The organism is Amycolatopsis sp. A133, assembly GCF_031082405.1.
GTDB lineage: Bacteria > Actinomycetota > Actinomycetes > Mycobacteriales > Pseudonocardiaceae > Amycolatopsis.
In genome coordinates, this window is record NZ_JAVHJU010000054.1 from 61,248 (window position 1) to 80,411 (window position 19,164).

The 19,164-nt window shown below is 73.0% G+C and carries 19 protein-coding genes; 11 read left to right on the top strand and 8 right to left on the bottom strand.

The annotated features are described in order from the left end of the window. Positions 1-12 precede the first annotated feature (12 nt). The 3 genes from Q5425_RS31925 to Q5425_RS31935 all read right to left on the bottom strand — a co-directional run bounded on the left by Q5425_RS31925 (position 13) and on the right by Q5425_RS31935 (position 4,920). A complete protein-coding gene (locus Q5425_RS31925) occupies positions 13-1,278 on the bottom strand; it encodes a helix-turn-helix domain-containing protein (RefSeq protein WP_308676056.1) in 1,266 nt (421 codons plus the stop codon). Between the two features lie 72 nt (positions 1,279-1,350). Further along, on the bottom strand, positions 1,351-3,369 hold the full coding sequence (locus Q5425_RS31930) for a M4 family metallopeptidase (RefSeq protein ID WP_308676057.1): 2,019 nt from the start codon (positions 3,367-3,369) through the stop codon (positions 1,351-1,353). 258 nt (positions 3,370-3,627) lie between these two features. Next, positions 3,628-4,920: a helix-turn-helix domain-containing protein gene (locus Q5425_RS31935; protein WP_396135281.1), complete on the bottom strand. Its 1,293-nt coding sequence runs from the start codon at positions 4,918-4,920 to the stop codon at positions 3,628-3,630. Between the two features lie 103 nt (positions 4,921-5,023). On the opposite strand from Q5425_RS31935, the gene Q5425_RS31940 reads away from it, so the two are divergent. The 5 genes from Q5425_RS31940 (at position 5,024) to Q5425_RS31960 (ending at position 9,860) form a co-directional block, all read left to right on the top strand. Then, complete coding sequence (locus tag Q5425_RS31940) at positions 5,024-6,859, top strand: glycoside hydrolase family 9 protein (RefSeq protein WP_308676059.1); 1,836 nt, start codon at positions 5,024-5,026, stop codon at positions 6,857-6,859. A gap of 9 nt (positions 6,860-6,868) precedes the next feature. Continuing rightward, positions 6,869-7,654 carry a TIGR00730 family Rossman fold protein gene (locus Q5425_RS31945; protein ID WP_308676060.1) on the top strand — a complete coding sequence of 262 codons (786 nt, stop codon included), beginning with the start codon at positions 6,869-6,871 and terminating at the stop codon, positions 7,652-7,654. Beyond that, positions 7,654-8,238 (top strand): TIGR00730 family Rossman fold protein, encoded by a 585-nt coding sequence (locus tag Q5425_RS31950; RefSeq protein WP_308676061.1) that lies wholly within the window; start codon positions 7,654-7,656, stop codon positions 8,236-8,238. The genes Q5425_RS31945 and Q5425_RS31950 overlap by 1 nt, the downstream gene beginning before the upstream one ends. Positions 8,239-8,418: 180 nt before the next feature. Further along, positions 8,419-8,643, top strand: a complete 225-nt coding sequence (locus Q5425_RS31955) for a hypothetical protein (RefSeq protein ID WP_308676062.1) — start codon at positions 8,419-8,421, stop codon at positions 8,641-8,643. A gap of 137 nt (positions 8,644-8,780) precedes the next feature. Further along, positions 8,781-9,860 (top strand): response regulator transcription factor, encoded by a 1,080-nt coding sequence (locus tag Q5425_RS31960; protein WP_308676063.1) that lies wholly within the window; start codon positions 8,781-8,783, stop codon positions 9,858-9,860. Here the strand turns inward: Q5425_RS31960 and Q5425_RS31965 are convergent. Continuing rightward, positions 9,857-10,531 (bottom strand): lysophospholipid acyltransferase family protein, encoded by a 675-nt coding sequence (locus Q5425_RS31965; RefSeq protein ID WP_308676064.1) that lies wholly within the window; start codon positions 10,529-10,531, stop codon positions 9,857-9,859. The two genes, Q5425_RS31960 and Q5425_RS31965, sit on opposite strands and share 4 nt — an antisense overlap. Before the next feature lie 51 nt (positions 10,532-10,582). Here Q5425_RS31965 and Q5425_RS31970 point away from each other — a divergent pair, with 51 nt between their 5' ends. Next, positions 10,583-11,485 carry a glucosyl-3-phosphoglycerate synthase gene (locus tag Q5425_RS31970; RefSeq protein ID WP_308676065.1) on the top strand — a complete coding sequence of 301 codons (903 nt, stop codon included), beginning with the start codon at positions 10,583-10,585 and terminating at the stop codon, positions 11,483-11,485. On the opposite strand, the gene cydC is transcribed toward Q5425_RS31970, so the two are convergent. Genes cydC through Q5425_RS31990 form a run of 4 tightly spaced genes read right to left on the bottom strand, consistent with a single transcriptional unit; the run spans position 11,421 to position 16,725 of the window. Continuing rightward, positions 11,421-13,013, bottom strand: a complete 1,593-nt coding sequence (gene cydC / locus Q5425_RS31975; RefSeq protein WP_308676066.1) for a thiol reductant ABC exporter subunit CydC — start codon at positions 13,011-13,013, stop codon at positions 11,421-11,423. The two genes, Q5425_RS31970 and cydC, sit on opposite strands and share 65 nt — an antisense overlap. Beyond that, positions 13,010-14,566 carry a thiol reductant ABC exporter subunit CydD gene (gene cydD, locus Q5425_RS31980; protein ID WP_308676067.1) on the bottom strand — a complete coding sequence of 519 codons (1,557 nt, stop codon included), beginning with the start codon at positions 14,564-14,566 and terminating at the stop codon, positions 13,010-13,012. Before cydD ends, cydC begins: the two co-directional genes overlap by 4 nt. A gap of 9 nt (positions 14,567-14,575) precedes the next feature. After that, positions 14,576-15,562 carry a cytochrome d ubiquinol oxidase subunit II gene (locus tag Q5425_RS31985; protein WP_308676068.1) on the bottom strand — a complete coding sequence of 329 codons (987 nt, stop codon included), beginning with the start codon at positions 15,560-15,562 and terminating at the stop codon, positions 14,576-14,578. A gap of 2 nt (positions 15,563-15,564) precedes the next feature. Further along, a complete protein-coding gene (locus tag Q5425_RS31990) occupies positions 15,565-16,725 on the bottom strand; it encodes a cytochrome ubiquinol oxidase subunit I (RefSeq protein ID WP_308676069.1) in 1,161 nt (386 codons plus the stop codon). A gap of 60 nt (positions 16,726-16,785) precedes the next feature. Here Q5425_RS31990 and Q5425_RS31995 point away from each other — a divergent pair, with 60 nt between their 5' ends. From Q5425_RS31995 to Q5425_RS32015, 5 genes are read left to right on the top strand one after another with little or no spacing between them, the layout of a single operon-like run. Then, positions 16,786-17,103 carry a helix-turn-helix transcriptional regulator gene (locus Q5425_RS31995; RefSeq protein WP_308676070.1) on the top strand — a complete coding sequence of 106 codons (318 nt, stop codon included), beginning with the start codon at positions 16,786-16,788 and terminating at the stop codon, positions 17,101-17,103. After that, the gene (locus Q5425_RS32000) at positions 17,100-17,768 is read left to right on the top strand and encodes a permease prefix domain 1-containing protein (RefSeq protein WP_308676071.1); all 669 of its coding nucleotides are present in this window, start codon (positions 17,100-17,102) and stop codon (positions 17,766-17,768) included. Before Q5425_RS31995 ends, Q5425_RS32000 begins: the two co-directional genes overlap by 4 nt. Beyond that, a complete protein-coding gene (locus tag Q5425_RS32005) occupies positions 17,765-18,088 on the top strand; it encodes a DivIVA domain-containing protein (protein WP_308676072.1) in 324 nt (107 codons plus the stop codon). The genes Q5425_RS32000 and Q5425_RS32005 overlap by 4 nt, the downstream gene beginning before the upstream one ends. After that, positions 18,085-18,543 carry an SRPBCC family protein gene (locus Q5425_RS32010; protein ID WP_308676073.1) on the top strand — a complete coding sequence of 153 codons (459 nt, stop codon included), beginning with the start codon at positions 18,085-18,087 and terminating at the stop codon, positions 18,541-18,543. Before Q5425_RS32005 ends, Q5425_RS32010 begins: the two co-directional genes overlap by 4 nt. After that, positions 18,536-19,099, top strand: a complete 564-nt coding sequence (locus Q5425_RS32015; protein ID WP_308676074.1) for a DNA-3-methyladenine glycosylase I — start codon at positions 18,536-18,538, stop codon at positions 19,097-19,099. The genes Q5425_RS32010 and Q5425_RS32015 overlap by 8 nt, the downstream gene beginning before the upstream one ends. Positions 19,100-19,164 lie beyond the last annotated feature (65 nt).

The window sequence follows — 19,164 nt, forward strand, 5'->3', positions numbered from 1 at the left end:
CTCAGAATCGCTTCAGTCCGCTTCGGCGCCGAGCGCGATCAGCCCGTTCCGCAGCACGTCCGCCGCCTCGGCCGGTTTCCCGGTCTCGCCGAGCAGCTCGCTCAACGGCCGCAACGCGCGCACCAGGACGCCGTGGGCGCCGAGGCCGGTGGCGAGCTCGACGGCGGCCCGCAGGTCTTCGGCCGCGCGCCGGGCGTCGCCGCGCGCCCGGGCCAGCGATCCCAGCTGCAGCTTCAGCTCCGCGGCCAGCGCCGTGCCCGCCACCACCGCCGGCCGGACCTGGTCGAGCAGCGCGGCCGCCGTCTCCAGCCGCCCCGCCGCGAGGTACTCCCCGGCGAGCTCGACGGTGATCGCCGGGACGTCGTCCGGCCACGCCGTCTCCCGCGCCGCCGCGAGGTCGGCCAGCGCGCCCTCGGTGTCGCCCGACCGGCCGCGGACCCGGGCCCTGGCCAGCAGGCAGTACGCCATCGCCGGGTGCAGGGCCCGTTCCTGCATCAGGTCGTAGGCCGCGGCGACCGACGCGGCGGCGTCGGCGAACCGGTCCGCCGCCAGGTGGCTGCGGCACACCTCGACGTGGCTGCGGGTCAGTTCCGCGAGCACCGCCGGGCTGCCGCGGGTGAGCCGCAACGCCGCATCGGCGTACTCCGCGGCCCGCTCCAGGTCGCCTTGGCGCAGGTGCCGCTCGGCCAGGCAGGCCCGCAGCGTCAGCAGCATCGACGGCTGCGGGTAGCCGTCGCGCAGCAGCTCGGCGTGGCAGGTTTCCAGCAGGTGCACCGAATACTGCACCTCGCCCCAGCCGGTCAGCACCGCCGCGCGCAGCGGCACGACCATCGCCCGCACCGGCGGCGGCTCGCCCGACAGGGCCGTTTCGGCGTCCGAGACGTACTTCGTGCGGACGTCGCCGGTCGAATACCCGGCCAGCCACAGCAGCGCGATGCCGGCCTGCCGCGGCCGGTCCAGACGTTCGGCCCGGCGCCGGATCCGCTGCATCCGCGGGGTCGCGCGGCGGGCGTCGCCGGCCAGGAACCGGTCCGCCGTCTCGATCAGCTCGAGGTCGAGCTCGATCAGCTCGCGCGGCGACCGGCCGCCGAGCAGTTCGTCGGGATCGACGCCCAGCTGCTGGGCGAAGAACCGCAGCGCGTCCCCCGACGGCGTCCGCGCGCCGGTCTCGACCGACGACACGTACGCCGCGGAGTACTGCGGCCCGGCGAGTGCGCGCTGCGTGAGGCCGCGTTCGGTGCGCAGCTCACGCAGGCGTTCGCCGACGCTCTCGCTCACACAGGTGCCTTTCCGCCGTGGACGTCCAGGGTAAGCCGCGCGGTGGCGTCGTCCGCCACCGCGCGGCCGGGATCAGCAGGCGCCGCTGTCGCTCCACACCGCCCAGGAGGTGGGTGCGCCGGGCTCCGCGCCGGTCGAGTACCACAGCGACGTCCACTTGTGACCGTTGTGGCCCACGACATCGTCGGGCGCGTACGCCCGGGCGGCGTCCCACTCGGCGAGCCCGTCGCAGCCGGTCGGCGGGGTGCCGGTGCCGACGGTGAGCGAGAACTGCGCGGTGTGGTCGGCCTCGGTGCCGTCACCGGTGACCGTCACCTGGCTGGTGCCCTGCGGTGTGGTCGCCGAGGTGGTGATGGTCAGCGTCGCCGTGCCGCCCGAGGAGATGCTCGACGGGCTGAAGGTCGCCTTCGCGCCCTCGGGCAGGCCGGTGGCCAGCAGCTGCACGGTCTGGGCGGTGCCCGAGGTGATCCGGGTGGTCACCGTGGTGGTCGCGGACTGTCCGGGCTGGACGGACGCCGACGTCGGCGACAGCGTCAGCGAGTAGTCGTTGCCGGCGGGCGGCTGCCCGCTGCAGGTCGGCTCCCCGCTGACGGCCGGGACGCTCACCGCGTCCCACGCGGCCTTGGTGGCGGCGAACTCGGCGCAGCTGCCCGGGAAGAGCGCGACCGCGGCTTCGAGCGTGGCCTTGCGGGCCGCGCGGTGGTTCCACGACGAGGTCTTCTTCAGCAGGCCGTTGTAGAAGATCTTGCCCGCCTTCTGGATGCCGATGCCGCTGACGGTCGAGTTGTTGCACGTCGGGCTGGCGCCGCTGCCCTGGGACAGGAGGTAGAACCAGTGGTTCTGCGGGCCGGCCGCGGCGTGCACCTCGGTGCTCGGGATCGACGCCGAGTAGCAGTTCGGGTCGCCGACCTTCGACGGGTTGTCCATGTACCGGATCGGGCCCTGGCCGACGAGGTTGACGCCTTCGCCGACGCTGAAGTCGGGCGTGTCCTTCGGGTTGTTGGCGTAGTACTCGGTCAGCGCGCCGAAGATGTCGCCGGTGGACTCGTTGAGGCCGCCGTTCTCGTTGCCCGAGCCGGCCCCGCCCGGCGTGGTCTGGAAGATGGCGTGGCCGTACTCGTGGCCGACGACGTCCATCGGCGTCGCCTGGCGGCGGTTGTCCTGCGAGTGCCCGAAGTGCGTCGAGGAGCCGTCCCAGTACGCGTTGACGTCGTTGAGGCCGACGCTCGCCCGGAAGCCGCCGCCCGCCCCGTCGATGCCGTTGCGGCCGAGCCACTCGGCGAGCATCTTCCACTCGGTCTGGACGCTGTAGAGCGCGTCGACGCAGGCGGTTTCGAGGTCGGTGCCGGAGCCGTTGCCCCAGGTGTTGGTGCTCTTCGTGAAGATCGAGCCGCCTTCGCGGCCGCAGGCGATGCCGCGGCGGCCGGGGTCGGTCATGGAGTACGAGCTGCCGGAGCCGGACGTGTCGATCGAGACGGTTCCGGCGTAGTAGGAGTTGCCGGTGCCCGCCTCGCGGACGTCGTCACGCGTGTCGAGGACGGCGCCGGTCACGCTGTCGACGAAGACGTGCAGGTGGGTGGGTTTGCCGTGATCACGGCCGCTGACGACGACCTCGTAGGCGAGTTTCGGGGCGTCCCCGGCCAGCACGACCAGCTTCGGGGTATCCGTGCGGTCCACCGTGGACACCCGCGCGGCGGCGATCTTCGTCGCTTGCTCGGCTTTCAGGCCGGCCTGCGTGCCGACGGTGATCGGCGCGGTGCGTGCGGCTTCGGTGCCGCGGACGCGCCCGGCGCCGTCGGCGACGACGACCGCGTCCCCGCCGACGACCGGCAGGCCGTGGTAGGTGCGCTGGTAGGAGGCGTAGTAGAGCCCGCCGCCACCCGGGGTGACTCCGGTGCGGACGAAGGCCTCCCCCGTGCCCTTCGCGAGCCGGTCGGCGCCGCTGAGGGCGGCCTGGTCGGCGGCGCGGGCGGCGAGCGCCTCGGGCGGGGTGGCGGCGGGAGGTGCGGGAGCGGCGGCGGCCGGGATCGCCGGCACCGCGAGGGTCAGGGCCAGGCCGGCGATCGCCGCCAGCCCACGTGGGGATCTCATGGGGAACCTTTCCGGGGGGACCGGGGGAGCAGTGTGCCCGGAGGAATAACTGCTGTTATTGCGCCGGACGCGTCCGAGTAAAGGTTCCGCCCGCGGACGGGTCAATGGGCCGAACGGAGCAGTGCGGCCCGGGAGTGATCGTTCGGTTCGGGGTGAAAGCGCAGGCCGGCGGGGTAGCCCGGACTGGTCTGAACCAATTCACAGACTTTCGTAGGAAAGTTGCTTTGGTCCGGACCACCGAGCCCGGTGGTCCGCCGCTCAGTGGTCGGTGCCCGCTGCCGAGTCGAGCCCGCGGCGGTAGGCCGCGATGGCTTCGGCGAGATGACCACGTTGTCGGAGCGTGTCGCCGAGCCGCAGGGCCGTCGAAACCGCGGCGCCGTGCAGCGACGCCCGCGTCTGGACGTCGAGGGCTTCGCGCAGCAGGCGAGCCGCCGTCTCCGGATCCCCTTGGGCTCGGGCGATCTGGCCCAGCAGGCTCGTCGCTTCCCCGAGGGATTCGACGTCGCGGGACAGCAGGTCCCGGACGCCGGCGACGAGCGACGCCGCCTCGGCGGCCGCCCCCTGCCGGAGCCGGACCTCGGCCAGCTCGAGCGTCGCCCCGGCGACGCCTTCCTCCGCACCGATCGCGGCGAGCTGGTCGCGCGCCGCGGTCAGCTCCGCGCGGGCCTCGTCCAGGCGGCCCAGCCGTCGCAGCAGGTACCCGCGGGCCCAGCGGCAGCGGGCCGCGTCGCGGTCGAACCCCACCGACGCGAACAGCCGGCACGCCTCGGTCAGGTCCTCGTCGGCCCGGTCCGCGCGGCCGATCGCCTGCCACACCTGCGACGCCTGCCGGTGGAACCGCGCGACGAAGTCCGGCCGCGACGCCGCCCGCGCCAGCCGCCGCCCGTCGTCGGCCGCGCGGCGGGCCCGGTGCAGGCCGCCCATCTCCATCAGCGGGTGGATCAATGCCGTGAGCAGGCACAACTGGGCGTCCGGGTCGGACGGCCGCGTCGCCAGCTCGTCCTCGACCCGCGCGATCGCCGTGCCGGCGTCGCCGCTGAGGTACCGGCAGCCCGACCACCGGTGCACGATCATCGCCCGCAGCCACGGCGGCGCCGCGCCGGCCAGCTCCCCGGCGTGCTCCAGCGCCTTCTGTGCTCCCGAAACGTCGAAGAGCTGCCACTTCACCTCGGCCTGGCAGAACCGCGCGTAGCACTCGACGTCGTCGAGGTGGTAGCCCGCCGCCTGCTTCGCCACGGACGCGAACCGCGTCTCCGCGTCGGCGATCCGGCCCTGTTCCAGGTCGCGGTACCCCTCGTCCAGCGCCGCCCGCAGCTCGTCGGCGACGCCGGGGGGACGGCCGAACCGCAGCTCGTCGACGGTCAGCCCGAAACGCTCGGCCAGGTAGGCCAGCATCTCCTCCGACGGCGGGCGGCTGCCGGTCTCGACCTTCGCCAGGAACCCCCGGTCGTAGCCGGGCTCGGCCAGCTCGCGCTGGGTCCAGCCGCGGTCGGTGCGCAACCGCCGGATCCGCGCGCCGAGCGGTTCGGTCATCTCCCCACGGTAGGTCATCACGCCCGCCGTCGCGGAAACGGACATATTGACGGGCCGCCGCGCACCGGGATAGCGTTCTCGCGCTAAATAGGAAACTTTCCTAACAAAGTGGAGGCCGATCATGCGCCCGCTTCCCCTCCTGACGGCGGCGGTGCTCGCCGTGCCCCTCGCCGCGGCCCCGGCCGAGGCCGCCACCGCACCGGCCGCCGTGCGGGTCGACCAGGTCGGCTACGCGCTGGGCGAGGCGAAGCACGCATACCTGCTCGGTGGCGCGCCGGGGAAGTTCGCCGTCGTCGACGAACGGGGGCGCACGGTCCGCGAGGGCCGCACCGGGGCGAGTCTCGGCGCCTGGAACGACCGCTATCCGGCGGTGTTCGACCTCGAACTGTCCACTTTGGAGAGACCGGGCACCTACCGGATCACGGCGGCCGGTGCGACGTCGCCGCCGTTCCGGATCGACACCGCCCGGCGTCTGTTCCGCCCGCTCGTGCGCGCCACCACCGAGTTCTTCCAGGCCCAGCGAGACGGCCACGACGTCATCCCGGGGCGCCTCGACCGCAAGCCGTCGCACCTCGCCGACCGGACGGCGACCGTCTACGCGGAACCGAAGTTCGAGGGCGAGGGCGGCGACGAGATCGTCGAACCGCTGAAGCCGCAGGGTGGCCCGGTCGACGTCGAAGGCGGCTGGGTCGACGCCGGCGACTTCGTCAAGTTCACGTCCAACACCGCGTATTCGCTGGCCGAGCTGGGTTTTGTGCTGCGCGAGGACCCCGATCCGGTGCTGGCGAAGGAGGTCCGCTTCGGCCTCGGCTGGCTCGACAAGGTGTGGGACGGCCGCACCAAGACCCTCTACGCCCAGGTCGGCATCGGCACCGGCAGCGAGGAATTCGGCTTCCTCGGCGACCACGACGTCTGGCGCAACCCGCAGGACGACGACGCGCTCGACGTCAAGCCGGGCGATCCCGCCTACTTCGTCAAGCACCGGCCGGTGTTCCCCGCGGCCCCGGCGGGCGCGCCGCTGTCCCCGAACCTCGCCGGCCGCGTCGCGGCGGCGTTCGCGCTCGGCGCCCAGGTGCAGGCCCACCGCGACCCGCGGCTCGCCCGGCACTACCTCGCCGAAGCGGCGGCCGTGTTCGCGCAGGCCAGGACGGCGGACGTCGGCGAGCTCGTCACCGCGTTCCCGCACGCCTACTACCCGGAGTCCAGCTGGGCGGACGACCTGGAACTGGGCGCGACGCAGCTTGCGCTGGCGGCGCGGGCGCTCCACGACCCGCGCGCCGACGGCTGGGCCCGCGACGCGGCGAAGTGGGCGAAGGTCTACATCGGCAGCGGCGACACGAGCACGTTGAACCTCTACGACACCAGCGCGCTCGCCCACGCCGACCTCGCCGTGCTGCTGCGCACCGGCGTCCCGGGTGCGGCGCTCGGCGTCCGTGAACTGGCCGCCGACCTGCGGCGCCAGCTGGACTCCGGCGTCGCGTCGGCGAAGGCCAGTCCATTCCGGACGGCGGTCGACGTGACCGGCTTCGACGCCGCCAGCAAGAGCTTCGGCTTCGCCGCGACGGCTCGTCTTTACCAGCGCGTCACCGGCGACACCCGCTACGCCGCGTTCGGCGCGCAGCAACGGAACTTCACCCTCGGGGCCAACGCCTGGGGCGTGTCCCTCGTGGTCGGCGCCGGGACGACGTTCCCGCAGTGCCCGCACCACCAGGCCGCGAACCTCGCCGGGCCGTCGAAAGTGCTCCACGGCGCGGTGGTGAACGGGCCGAACGGCGCGGACAACTTCGCCGACCTGCCGTTCCCGGCGGGCGCCAAGGAATGCACCCGTCCGTATGAATCCTTCGACGGCCGGGGAAGCCGCTACGCCGACGACCTGAGTTCATGGCCCAGCAACGAGCCCGCCATCGACTTCACCGCTACCGCGCTTCTCGCATTTTCGCTGGCGGGCAGGCCGTAGCATGGCGTAGTGAGCGAACAGTCTGAATTTCCCGACGGCCAGTACCCCGAACGTCCGGTCGAGCGCCAGAAGGGCCCGGTCGTGCTGCGCGGCGACCGCCGTGACCAGGGCAGCACGACCGACCAGCGGCTGCTCGACTCGCGGGGGCCGACCGACTGGGTGCACACCGACCCGTGGCGCGTCCTGCGGATCCAGGCCGAGTTCGTCGAGGGCTTCGGCGCGCTCGCCGAGGTCCCGCGCGCGGTCACGGTGTTCGGCTCGGCGCGCACCAAGCGCGACCACCCGGAGTACGAGCTCGGCCGCAAGATCGGTGGCGCGCTGGCCAACGCCGGGTTCGCCGTGATGACCGGCGGCGGACCGGGCGCGATGGAGGCCGTCAACCGCGGCGCGGCCGAGGCCGGCGGCTTCTCCGTCGGGCTGGGCATCGAGCTGCCGTTCGAGCAGGGCCTGAACCCGTGGGTCGATCTCGGTGTCAACTTCCGCTACTTCTTCGCCCGCAAGACGATGTTCATCAAGTATTCGCAGGCCTTCATCTGCCTGCCCGGCGGCTTCGGCACGCTCGACGAGCTGTTCGAGGCGCTGACGCTGGTGCAGACCAAGAAGGTCACGAAGTTCCCGGTGGTGCTGTTCGGCAGCGACTACTGGGGCGGCCTCTACGACTGGATCGCCAAGACCGTCCAGGCCGAGGGCAAGGTGAGCCCGCACGACCTGGACCTGCTGCACGTCACCGACGACATCGACGACGCCGTCCGCGTGGTGCAGGAGTCCTACCAGGCGTGGGAGGACACGCACTGATGCGGCGGATCTGTGTCTTCTGCGGGTCGTCGATGGGTTTCTCGCCGCGCTACGCCGAGCAGGCGGCCGCGCTCGGCAAGCTGCTGGCCCAGCGCGGCATCGGCCTGGTCTACGGCGGCGCGAGCGTCGGCACGATGGGCGTGGTCGCCGACGCCGCACTGGCCGCCGGCGGCGAGGTGATCGGCGTGATCCCGCAGGCCCTGTCGTCGGTCGAGATCGCGCACGCCGGGCTGACCGAACTGCACGTGGTCGCGGACATGCACGAGCGCAAGGCCAAGATGGCGGCGCTGTCCGACGGCTTCCTCGCGCTGCCCGGCGGCGCGGGCACGCTGGAGGAGCTGTTCGAGGTCTGGACGTGGGCCCAGCTCGGCCTGCACGGCAAGCCGATCGGCCTGGTCGACGTCGACGGGTACTACGCACCGCTGATGGCCTTCGCCGACCACATGGTGACCGAAGGGTTCGTCAAAGCGGACTACCGCAACCTGCTGCTCACCGACGCCGACCCGGCGGCGCTGCTGGACGAGTTCGAGAGGTACGAGCCGCCCGCGCCGCCGAAGTGGGCGAAGGAAGCGCCGGGGATCTAGGCCGCCGCTCGTTATCTTGTTCGCCTGATCTTGTGCGCCCCGCTCCCGGCGCGGCACGCTCGCTCCACCACCCGGTCCCCGAGGAACAGCCGACGATCTCCTCCCGCAGCTTCCGTTGCCGCGGGGCTCGTCGCGACAGCCCGCGATGGTCGCGTCCGCTGTCGAGAGGAGGTCGCCGAAGTGGTCGTTCCCCCGAACCGGACGGCCCGGTCGAAGCTGCGCCGGGTCGCGAAGTGGTGTCACGGCCGGGCCCGCCCGGCCTGGCGGGCGGTGCGCGTGGTCCTCGTGGTCGTGGAGGTCGTCGTGGCGCCGCTGAGAAAGGACGAGGCCCTCGCCGTTGCGGCGAGGGCGCTCGTCTTGGTGGGTGACACGATCGTCGACGCCGGCAAGCACGGGCGATCGTGACACCGGTCCGGCCGTCGCGAGGCGGCCGGGCCTTCCCCCACCAGGGAACAGCACCGGCGGACGCGCGCCAAGCGCCGATATCCTGGGGGCGGCACAAAAGTGGTTTTGTTGCGGCGGATCGGGGAGGGGGCCACCCGATGACGACCTCCTGCACCGTCTGCGGCGAGCCGCTGCCCGAGGTGACCGACACGGGGCGCCCGCGGAAGTTCTGCTCCGACAAGTGCCGGTCGAAGGCCCACCGCGTCCGCGCCCGCGAAGCCGGGCGGGCCCAGGCCCGGCTGGCCCGCCGGTGCGAGATCGAGGTGGCCGGGAGCCGGTGCGCGCGGGGCGCGGTGTTCGTGCTGGCGGTGGACGGGCGCGAGCTGAAGGTCTGCCCGGCCTGCCGCGAGCTGGCGCTGTCGTTCCTGGTCGGCCAGGGCGCGGCCGCGACGGCCGTCGAGACGCGGCGCATCGCCACCCCGGACCGCGACCCCGCGCCGCGGCCCACCGAGTGCGGGACCGTGCTGCTCATCGAGGACGACGAGCCCGTGGCCGCGGCCCTCGGCGCCGTTCTGCGGAGCAGGGGCTACGAAGTCCGGCGGGCCGCCGACGGCGCCACCGGGTTGCGCGAAGCGCTCGAACGGCGCCCCGACCTGGTGCTGCTGGACCTCGGCCTGCCCGACACCGACGGCCTGGTGGTGTTGCGCAAGCTCCGCGACGTCAGCGACCTGCCGGTGATCATCACGACCGCGCGCGGGGCGGACAACGACAAGATCCGCGGGCTCGACTGCGGCGCCGACGACTACCTCGTCAAGCCCTTCCACGTCGAGGAGCTCTTCGCCCGCATGCGCAGCGTCCTGCGGCACCGCGCGCCCCGGCCGGACGACGTCTACGACGACGGGGTGCTCCGGGTGGACTTCGCGCTGCGCCGGATCCAGGCCGCCGGGAGCGAGCTGCCGCTGTCGCCGCGGGAGTACCGGTTGCTGGAGTTCCTGGTCAGGGAGGCGGGTACCGCCCGGCCCGCCGAGGCGATCATCGCGCACGTGGGCGGCGGATCCGGGACTTCGTCGAAGCGCTACCTGGCGGTCCTGGTGAACCGCGTGCGCGGGAAGCTCAACGCCGAAGGCCTCAGCCCCGGCGTGATCGTCGCCGCGAACGGGATCGGCTACTACTACCGGCCGCCGGGCCGGCCATCGCGCACGATCGGCTACGGCCACGCGGAGCACCTCGTGAACTAGGCCACGCCTTCGCTCGGCCGCTTGTGGTAGGTGTCCACGTACTCCTGGCCCGAGAGCTCCAGGATCGCGTACATGACCTCGTCGGTGACCGACCGGCGGATCGCCGGCGCGTAGTCCTGGCCCTCGTAGCGCGAGAAGTCCAGGGGCTTGCCGAACGTGATGCCGATCTTCGCCGGGCGCGGGATCTTCTTACCCGGCGGCTGGAGGTGCTCGGTGCCGGTCAGCGCGACCGGCACCACCTTCGCGCCGGTCGCCAGGGCCAGCGCCCCGACGCCGGTGTGGCCGCGGTGCAGCCGGCCGTCCAGCGAGCGGGTGCCTTCGGGGTAGATCGCGAAGACACCGCCCGCGTCGAGCACCTTGCGGGCCGCCTCGAGCGCGGCCAGCCCGGCCTGGGCGTTGCCGCGCTCGACCGGGACGTACCCGAGGCCGCCGAGGAACCCGGCGAGCGCCTTGCCCTTGAGGCCCTTGCCGGCGAAGTACTCCGCCTTGCCGAGGAACTTGACCTGCCGCGGGGTCGCGAACGTGATCACGCCGGTGTCGAGGGCGGCGCGGTGGTTGGCCGCCAGGAGCACCGGGCCGGTGAGCGGCACGTTCTCCACCCCGCGCACTTCGGGCCGGTACACCGCCCTGGCCAGCGGGCCCAGCACGAACCGGACAAGCAGCGCGATCAAGTGGTCCTCCTCCTCGGTGACGGTGCCACCAGCATGGCACGATCGTTACTCGTGAGTTGGTTCGAGCGGCGTACGTGGCAGGAGCCCGGGTGGACGCCCGAAGACATCCTGGCCGCGAAGGGTGACCGGACGGTTTCGGTCGTGCTACCGGCCCTGGACGAAGAGCGGACCGTGGGTGACGTCGTCGCGTCGGTGCGTCCCCTGGTCGGCTCGGTCGTCGACGAGCTCGTCGTCATGGATTCGGGTTCCACGGACGCCACGGTGCCGACCGCCGAAGCCGCGGGGGCGCGGGTGGTCCGCCGCGAGGACGTCCTGCCGGACCTGCCGCCGGTGCCCGGCAAGGGCGAGGTGCTGTGGCGCTCGCTGGCCGCGACCAGCGGCGATTTTGTCGTCTTCCTCGACTCCGACCTGGTCGACCCGGATCCGGCGTTCGTGCCGTCGCTGCTCGGTCCGCTGGTCTCCGAACCGGGCGTCCACCTGGTCAAGGGCTTCTACCGCCGTCCGCTGCGGCTGGAGAGCAGCGGCGGCGGGCGCGTCACCGAGCTGCTCGCCCGGCCGGTGCTCGCGGCGCTGCGCCCGGCGCTCGGCGGGCTGATCCAGCCCCTCGGCGGCGAGTACGCGGGCACGCGTGAGTTCCTCGGCTCGGTGCCGTTCGCCGCCGGGTACGGCGTCGAGATCGGGCTGCTGCTCGACGCCGAGGCTCGCTACGGCCTCGACGGGCTCGCGCAGGTCAACCTCGGCGTCCGCAAGCACCGGAACCGGTCGCTGCCACAGCTGGGTGTGATGTCCCGGCAGATCCTCGGCACGGCGCTGGCCCGCTGCGGCGTCCCGGCCGCCGACGCGCCGTTCACGCAGTTCGTGCAGGTGGACGAGGAGTGGCTGCCGGACGTCACGAACGTCCGCGTCGCCGATCGGCCGCCGATGCGGGAAGTGCTCGCCCGTCCTCGAGGGTGACGACCTCGTCGAAGCCGTCGAGGTGCGCGGGGCGGTGGGTGACGAGGACGACACTGCCCTTCGCCTGCCCCAGCACCCGCTTGAGGACGGCGTCGCCGTGGTCCGGGTCGAGACCTTCGACGGGCTCGTCGAGCACCAGCACCGGCGGTGCCGCCAGTACCGCACGGGCGAGGACCAGCCGCTGCCGCTGACCACCGGACAGCGCTTCGCCGTCCGGGCCGGTGCCGCGGTCGAGGTCCAGGTCGAACCCGGCGGTCGCGCAGGCTTCCCGCAGCTCTTCGTCGCTCGCCCCGGGCTTCGCGAGCAGGAGGTTCTCGCGGACGGTCGTGTGGAAGACGTGGGCGTCGGCTTCGGCGCCCGAGATGATTTCCGGCAGGTCGGCGTACTCGGCGAGCGGGTGGCCGTCGAGGGTCACCTCGCCGTCCGTGGGGGTTTCGCGGCCGAGCAGGAGGCGGAGCAGCGTCGTCTTGCCGGCCCCGCTGGGGCCGAGGATGCCGACGCGCTTGCCGGGCGGGAGGTCGAGGTCGATGCCCTTCAGCGCCGGCGGACGGCCCGGGTGGCGGACGCCGGCCTTGCCGAGCCGGAAGTGGCCGTCCCGCGCGGTGCGGGTGCCTTCCGCAACGGCGGGCTCGGCGAGCACGGCCCGCACGCGCGCGGCGGACGCGCGGATCTCCGGCACGCGCCGGGCGGCGCCGATCAGCGGGAGGACGACCTCGAACGCCGTCACGGCGGCCAGGGTCAGTGCCGCGGTCCACGGCACGGAGGCGTGGCAGAGCAGGCTGACGGCGACGGCCGTGACCAGCTGGACGAGCACGCCGGCGGCGGTGAGCAGGGCGGTCCGGCCGGCGGTCGCCCGCTCGCGGGCGGCGATCCGGTCGACCAGGTGCGTCGCCCGGTCCCGGTGTTCGCCGAATACGCCCGCGGCGACGAGCTCCCGGTGCCCGGTGACGAGCTCGACCGCGCGTTCGGCCAGTTCGGCGCGCTGCGGGGCGCCGTCCCGGGCGGCCGCGCGGGTGGTGCGGACGACCAGCCACGGCAGGAGCCCGCCGGCGGTGAGCAGCCCGGCGGCGAGCACGGCGGCCGCCGGAGCCGACGCGGTGGCGGTGACGCCGACGGCGGTCACCCCGACGAGCGCGGCCACCCCGGCGGGCAGCAGCCACCGCAGGACGGCGTCCTGCAGAGCGTCCACATCGGACACGAGCCGGGTGACGAGGTCCCCGCCGGAGTACCGCGTACCGGGCACGAGGGCCTGGTAGACGCGGGTGCGCAGGGTGCCGAGCCAGCGCAGGACGACTTCGTGCCCGGCGAGCCGTTCGGCGTACCGGAGGCCGCCGCGCAGGAGGGCGAGGGTGCGGACGGCCACGATGGCAACGGTGAGCGCGCCGAGCGGAGGTCGTTCGGCGGCGCGCAGGAGCAGCCAGGCGGCCGTGGCCATGAGCGCGAGGGCGGCGAGTTCGGCGCCGGCGCCGAGGAGGGCGGCGCGGAAGAGGCGGCGGAGGTCCTTGGCGGACACGGCCCAGAGGTTCACGCGGCCACCTCCGGGCAGAGGCGGCCGCCGCGGAGCTCGAGCACCCGGTCGGCCAGCGAAACCATCGCGGGGCGGTGGGCCACCAGCAGTGCCGTCCGCCCGGGCAGCAGCCGCCGGGTGGCCGACAGCACCGCTTCCTCCGTCTTGGTGTCCAGCCGGGCGGTCGGTTCGTCGAACAGCAGCAGCCCCGCCGAAGTCCGGGCCAGCGCCCGCGCGAGGCCCACTCGCTGCCGCTGCCCGGCCGACAGGACCGCACCCAGCTCGCCCACCGGTGTGGCGTACCCCGCAGGCAACCCCGCGGCCACGGCGTCCAACGCCGCCGCCCGGGCCGCCGACGGCACGTCGGCCGAGGGAACGCCGAGAGAGATGTTCGACGCCAGCGATCCGCGGAACAGCGTCGGCCGCTGGGGCACCCAGGCCACGTCGGCGAGCCAGCCGGAGGGCGACAGCGAACGCAGGTCGACGCCGTCGACGAGCACGCGTCCCGACGACGGCGTCACGAACCCCAGCAGCACCGCCAGCACCGTGCTCTTCCCCGCCCCGCTGGGTCCGGTCAGCGCCACGCGGGCACCGGCAGGCACACAGAAGTCCACTTCGGACAATGCGGGCACCCCGTCGTAGGACACCGAGACCCGTTCGAAGACCACGGAAGGCGCGCCCCGCCGCCGGCACCGCGCCCCGGACGGCACCGGAACCACCGGCACGGCGAGCGCCTCCCGCACCGCGGCCAGCCCTTCCGCCGCCGCGTGGAACTTCGCGCCGGCCGCCCGCAGGGGCAGGTAGGCCTCCGGCGTCAACAGCAGGACCAGCAGCGCCGTCCGCGCGTCCAGCCCGCCCGAGAGCAACCGGAACCCGATCGGCACCGCGACCAGCGCCACCGACATCGTCGCCACCAGTTCCAGCACCAGCGCCGACAGGAACGCCACCCGCAGCGTCTTCATGGTCGCGTCGGCGTGCGCCCGGGCCATCGCCTGGACCGTCGACGCCTGCGCGGCCGCCCGGCCGAACACCTTCAGCGTCCCGAGCCCGCGCACGACGTCGAGGAAGTGGCCGCCGAGCTTCGTCAGCAGCTGCCACTGGACGGAGGCCTTCGTGTGCTTCCCGACCAGGACCGCGAACACCGGGATCAGCGGCAAGGTGGCCACCACGACGAGCGCCGAGGCCAGGTCCGTGGTGCCCAGCCGTACGAGCACCGCCGCGGGCACGACCACCGACACGACCAGCGACGGCAGGTACCCCGTCAAGTAGCTGTCGGTGGCGTCGACCCCGCGCGTCACCTGCGTCGCGACGACGCCCGCGCGGTCCGAAGCCGAGCCGAGCAGCCGACGGCGCAAGGCACCGCGCACCGATGCCGCGAACCGTCCACTGAGGACGCCGTGGCCCCACGAAAGCGCCACCCGCGCCGCGATGGCCACGGCCAGGAACAGCGAAACACCGCCACCGGTGAGCAGGGTGGCGAGCCCTTCGGCCTGGAGGAGCACCGAAACCGCGGTCAGCACCGCGAGCAGGGCCAAAGCGAAGAGGTACCGCCGGAGTCCGGGCAGCGCAGGCACGGCGTCCCCCTAGAAGTGCAGCAGCGAGCGCTGGTCGACGGGACGGCGGTGCGCGCGCCAGGTCAGCCACTGCACCACCAGCAGCACCAGCACCGCGGGCGGGGCGAACCAGGCCAGCACCGCGAACGTTCCCGGCGCCGTCGCCGCCTGGTCGACGGTCAGCGCGTAGTGCGGCGACACCAGCACCTGCGGGAACCGCAGCGTGCCGGCGAGCAGGGCCGGGCAGGCGGACAGCACCATCGAACCGGCGAGCGCGACCCGGTACCGCCGCACCGCCAGCCCGGCCCGCGTGACGGCGAAAGCCAAGAAGGCCAGCCCGGCCACCACCCCGCCGAGCACGGAACCGCCGTCGAGCGCGAAGAACCCCCAGGCCGTCGCGACCACCAGGAAAGCGAACGCCGGCGCCGAGAACGCGCGGGCCAGCCGCACCGCGCGGCCGGTCAGCTCCGCCGGCGCCCGCACGGCCAGGAACACCGCACCCTGGAGGCAGAACAGCGCGACGAACCCCAGCCCCCACAGCACCGGGTACGGACCGAACAACGCGAGCACGTCCCCCGAAGGCGAGCCGTCGGGCGACAGGGGCAGCCCGAGCACCAGGTTGCCGAGGAACAGGCCCCACGACAGCGCCGTCACCAGCGCGCCGCCGACGATGCCCGCCGTCCAGGCCCCGCGCCGCGCGTCCGGGCGGCGGCTGCGCAGCTGCATCGACGCGGTGAACGTCACCAGGCCGAGCAGCAGCGTGACGACCAGGACGTACGCCCCGGCGAACACCTTGCCCTCCAGGTGCGGGAACGCGCCGAAGAGCAGGCCGACGGCGGCCACCAGCCACACCTCGTTGGCCAGGAAGAACGGCCCGAGCGCGCCGAGGGTCTGCCGTCGCCGCCGCTCGCCGGCCTCGAAACCGGGCAGGAGCATGCCGACGCCGTAGTCGTAGCCGGCGAGGGCGAAGTACCCGCAGGTCAGCAGGCCCAGCACGCACCACCAGAAGGTCACCACGGTCAGACTCCGCTCAGGACGGGCAGCTCGGCGGGCTCGTCGGCCGGGTCCGGGCCGCGCTTGGCGACCCGCGCCATGAGCACCCAGTCGGCCACCGCGAGCGCGGCGAACAGCAGCGAGAAAGCGATGAAGGAGAACAGGATCTGGCCGGCGGGGACGTCCGCGATCGCGTCGGCGGTGCGCAGCTCGCCCCAGACGAGCCACGGCTGGCGGCCGAGCTCGCGCACCAGCCAGCCGAGGATCGCGGCCACGAACGGCAGCGGGATCGCCGCGACCATCAGGTGGTGCAGGAACCGCGCCTTGGTGACCCGGTTCCGGATCAGCAGCAGCGCGCCCAGCAGGGCGCAGAGGAGCATGACGAACCCGAGCACGATCATCAGGCCGAGCGGCAGGCCGACCGCGCTGTCCTTGAGCTTGTCGGGCTGGTACTTCCGCAGCTCACCGAACTGCGCGAAGCCCTGGTTGACGACGAAGATCGCGCCGAGCAGCGCCGCCACCACGCCGACGCGCATCGACCGGCGGAAGAACTCGACCTCGGGCGTGCGCTTGAGGAAGTGCCAGGCGCTGACGCCGACCACGAAGAACCCGCCGGTCAGGACGGCCGCGCCGACGATGTGCGGCAGCGAAGCCGCCAGTGCCGGGTTGCCGAACAGCGCGCCGAAGTCGTCGAGGCGCAGCGTGCCGCCCTCGGCGTGGCTGCCGACGGGGTTCTGCAGGAACGAGTTGGCCAGCATGATGAACAGCGCCGACGCGTACGCGGTCAGCGTGACCAGCCACAGCAGCGTCAGGTGCAGCCACTTGTTCATCCGCCCGAAGCCGAAGATCCACAGACCGAGGAACGTCGACTCCAGGAAGAACGCGACCAGCGCCTCGATGGCCAGCGGCGCACCGAAGACGTCGCCTGCGAAGGCGGAGAGCCCGGTCCAGGTCAGCCCGAACTGGAACTCCATCACGATGCCCGTGGCGATCCCCAGCGCGTAGTTGATCACGTACAGGCGGCCCCAGAACCGCGTCATCCGCAGGAGCTCGGGTTTGCCGCCGAGCGTCCAGCGCGTCTGCATCACGGCCACCAGCGTGACCAGCCCCAGCGTGAGCAGCACGAACAGGAAGTGCAGCGATGTCGTCGTCGCGAACTGGAGTCTCGCGATCGGAAGAGCGTTCATGTAGGCAGGCTACACATAGACTGGCTACATGTAGCAAGGCGACGTGTAGACTGCTTACCCATGAAGGCGGACACCCTGCGCGGACACCTCGACGCGCTGCTGCTGGCCGTGCTCGACGGCCGGAAACTGCACGGCTACGCGATCATCGAGGCGCTCCAGCTGCGCAGCGACGGCGCGCTCGACCTGCCGACCGGCACCGTCTACCCGGCGCTGCGCCGCCTCGAGCGGGCCGGCTGGCTGTCCAGCGAATGGGACGTCGTGTCCGGCCGCAAGCGCCGCACCTACCGGCTCACCCGCTCCGGCGAGCAGGCACTGGCCGCCGAACGCACGGAATGGCGGGAGTTCACCGCGGTCATCGGGGGAGTGCTGGAAGCATGATCGACGCGTACCTGGGGGACCTCGACCGGCGGCTGCACGGCTGCGGCCGGTTCAAGGCCGACCTGCTGGCCGAGGCCCGCGACGGGCTGCACGACGCCGCCGACGCGTACCGCGCGGGCGGGTGGACCGACGAGGAAGCCGAGCGTCGCGCCGTCGCCGACTTCGGCCCGGCGGCGGTCGTCGCCCGCGACTACCAGGCCGAACTGGGCATGCTCAGCGGCGTCCGCACGCTGTGGAAGCTGGTGCTGGGCGTCCCGGCGATGCAGACCGCGTGGGACTACGCGAGGATCCTCACCTTCGGCGAGTGGACGCGGCTCTCGACGCCGACGCCGGAGTGGTACAAGGTCGTCACCCACGCCGCCCACGGCGCGGTGTTCGTCGTGCCGGTCATCGGGTTGCTCGCGCTGCTCGGCATCCGCTGGCTGAGCCGGCGGCTGGACGGCACCGGGCTGGCCCGGTTCTGCGGGGTGCTGATCGCCGTGGCCGTCGGCGTCAACCTCGCCTCGGTCGGGCTGCTGATCTCGGCGACCGGGTTCGTCGACGTCTCGCGGCTGTTCCTGAGCGTCCCGTGCGCCTTGCTGATGGTCGCCTGGGTGCTGCTTTCCCTCCGGCTCGTCGTGCTCGCGAGACGTTCCTGGGGTGGGTATGCCACGATCGTCGCGTGACGACCGCGCTGATCTACCTCGTAGTCATGCTGCTGGTGGCGGCCGTGGTGTTCCTGCTCGCCGCCGTGGTCTTCGGCCGGGGTGAGGAGCTCGCCCCGCTGCCGCCGGGCAGCTCGCCCACGCGGCTGCCCGCCGAGGACATCACCGGCGAGGATCTGGCCGACGTCCGCTTCCAGCTGGTGCTGCGCGGCTACAAGATGTCCGAAGTGGACTGGGTGATGCGGCGGCTCGGCGTCGAGCTGGACGAGCTGCGCGCCCGTGTCGCCGAGCTGGAGCAGCGGGAGCGCGAGCGGGAGAGCTCGCCCGAGGCTTCCCCGTGACGGACCTGATCCTCTCGGTCGAGGTCCGCGCCCCGGCCGGGACGACCTGGCTCGCGCTGACGGACTGGGCGCGCCAGGGCGAGTGGATGCTCGGCACCGAGGTCGCGGTGGTCGAGGGCAACGGCCGCAGCGTCGGGTCGCGGCTGTCGGCGTTCACCGGCGTGGCCGGCCTCGGGTTCACCGACACCATGGAGATCACCAGCTGGGAGCCGCCGCTGCGGTGCGGCGTCCGGCACCTCGGCAGTTTTGTGCAGGGCACCGGCGTGTTCCAAGTGGTCCCGAAGGGCGCGACGCGCTCGACGTTCGTCTGGGCCGAGCACCTGCGGCTGCCGTTCGGGCCGCTGGGCCGGCTCGGCTGGCCGGTCGTGCGGCCGGCGTTCGCGCTGGGGGTGCGCCAGTCGCTGCGGCGGTTCGCGCGGTTCGCGGAGAACTATTCGGTGGGTGGGGATGAGTGAGCTGATCGGCGCCGACGGCGTCGCGCGGTGCAGCTGGGGCAATTCGGCCCCGGACTACGCCGACTACCACGACAAGGAGTGGGGCACGCCGCTGCACGGGCAGGACGAGCTGTACGAGCGGCTCTGCCTCGAGTCGTTCCAGTCGGGGCTGTCGTGGATCACGATCCTGCGCAAGCGCGAGGGCTTCCGGAAGGCGTTCAAGCAGTTCAAGCCGGCGAAGGTGGCGAAGTTCGGCGACGCCGACGTCGAGCGGCTCATGCAGGACGCGTCGATCGTGCGGAACCGGGCGAAGATCCTGGCCGCGATCAAGAACGCGCAGGCCATCGCGGTCTTGGACCGGCCGCTGGACGACCTGCTCTGGTCGTTCGCGCCCGCTGCGCACCGGCGTCCCGCGACGATGGCCGACGTCCCGGCCATCACCGACGAGTCCAAGGCGATGGCGAAGGAGCTGAAGAAGCGCGGCTTCGTCTTCCTCGGCCCGACGACGTGCTACGCGCTGATGCAGGCCACCGGCATGGTCGACGACCACGTCGCGGGCTGCTTCCGGGCCACCTGACGTTCCGGGTCTGCCGCAGCTGTCGTGAGTGGTAAAGCGGGTTCTAACCCGCTTTACCACTCACG

What these genes read in the sequence shown, in the direction of transcription:
- Q5425_RS31930 (WP_308676057.1), bottom strand. Translation starts at nt 3,369, where the DNA reads ATGAGATCCCCACGTGGGCTGGCGGCGATCGCCGGCCTGGCCCTGACC.
- Q5425_RS31935 (WP_396135281.1), bottom strand. Translation starts at nt 4,920, where the DNA reads ATGACCTACCGTGGGGAGATGACCGAACCGCTCGGCGCGCGGATCCGG.
- Q5425_RS31940 (WP_308676059.1), top strand. Translation starts at nt 5,024, where the DNA reads ATGCGCCCGCTTCCCCTCCTGACGGCGGCGGTGCTCGCCGTGCCCCTC.
- Q5425_RS31950 (WP_308676061.1), top strand. Translation starts at nt 7,654, where the DNA reads ATGCGGCGGATCTGTGTCTTCTGCGGGTCGTCGATGGGTTTCTCGCCG.
- Q5425_RS31960 (WP_308676063.1), top strand. Translation starts at nt 8,781, where the DNA reads ATGACGACCTCCTGCACCGTCTGCGGCGAGCCGCTGCCCGAGGTGACC.
- Q5425_RS31990 (WP_308676069.1), bottom strand. Translation starts at nt 16,725, where the DNA reads ATGAACGCTCTTCCGATCGCGAGACTCCAGTTCGCGACGACGACATCG.
- Q5425_RS31995 (WP_308676070.1), top strand. Translation starts at nt 16,786, where the DNA reads ATGAAGGCGGACACCCTGCGCGGACACCTCGACGCGCTGCTGCTGGCC.
- Q5425_RS32000 (WP_308676071.1), top strand. Translation starts at nt 17,100, where the DNA reads ATGATCGACGCGTACCTGGGGGACCTCGACCGGCGGCTGCACGGCTGC.
- Q5425_RS32015 (WP_308676074.1), top strand. Translation starts at nt 18,536, where the DNA reads ATGAGTGAGCTGATCGGCGCCGACGGCGTCGCGCGGTGCAGCTGGGGC.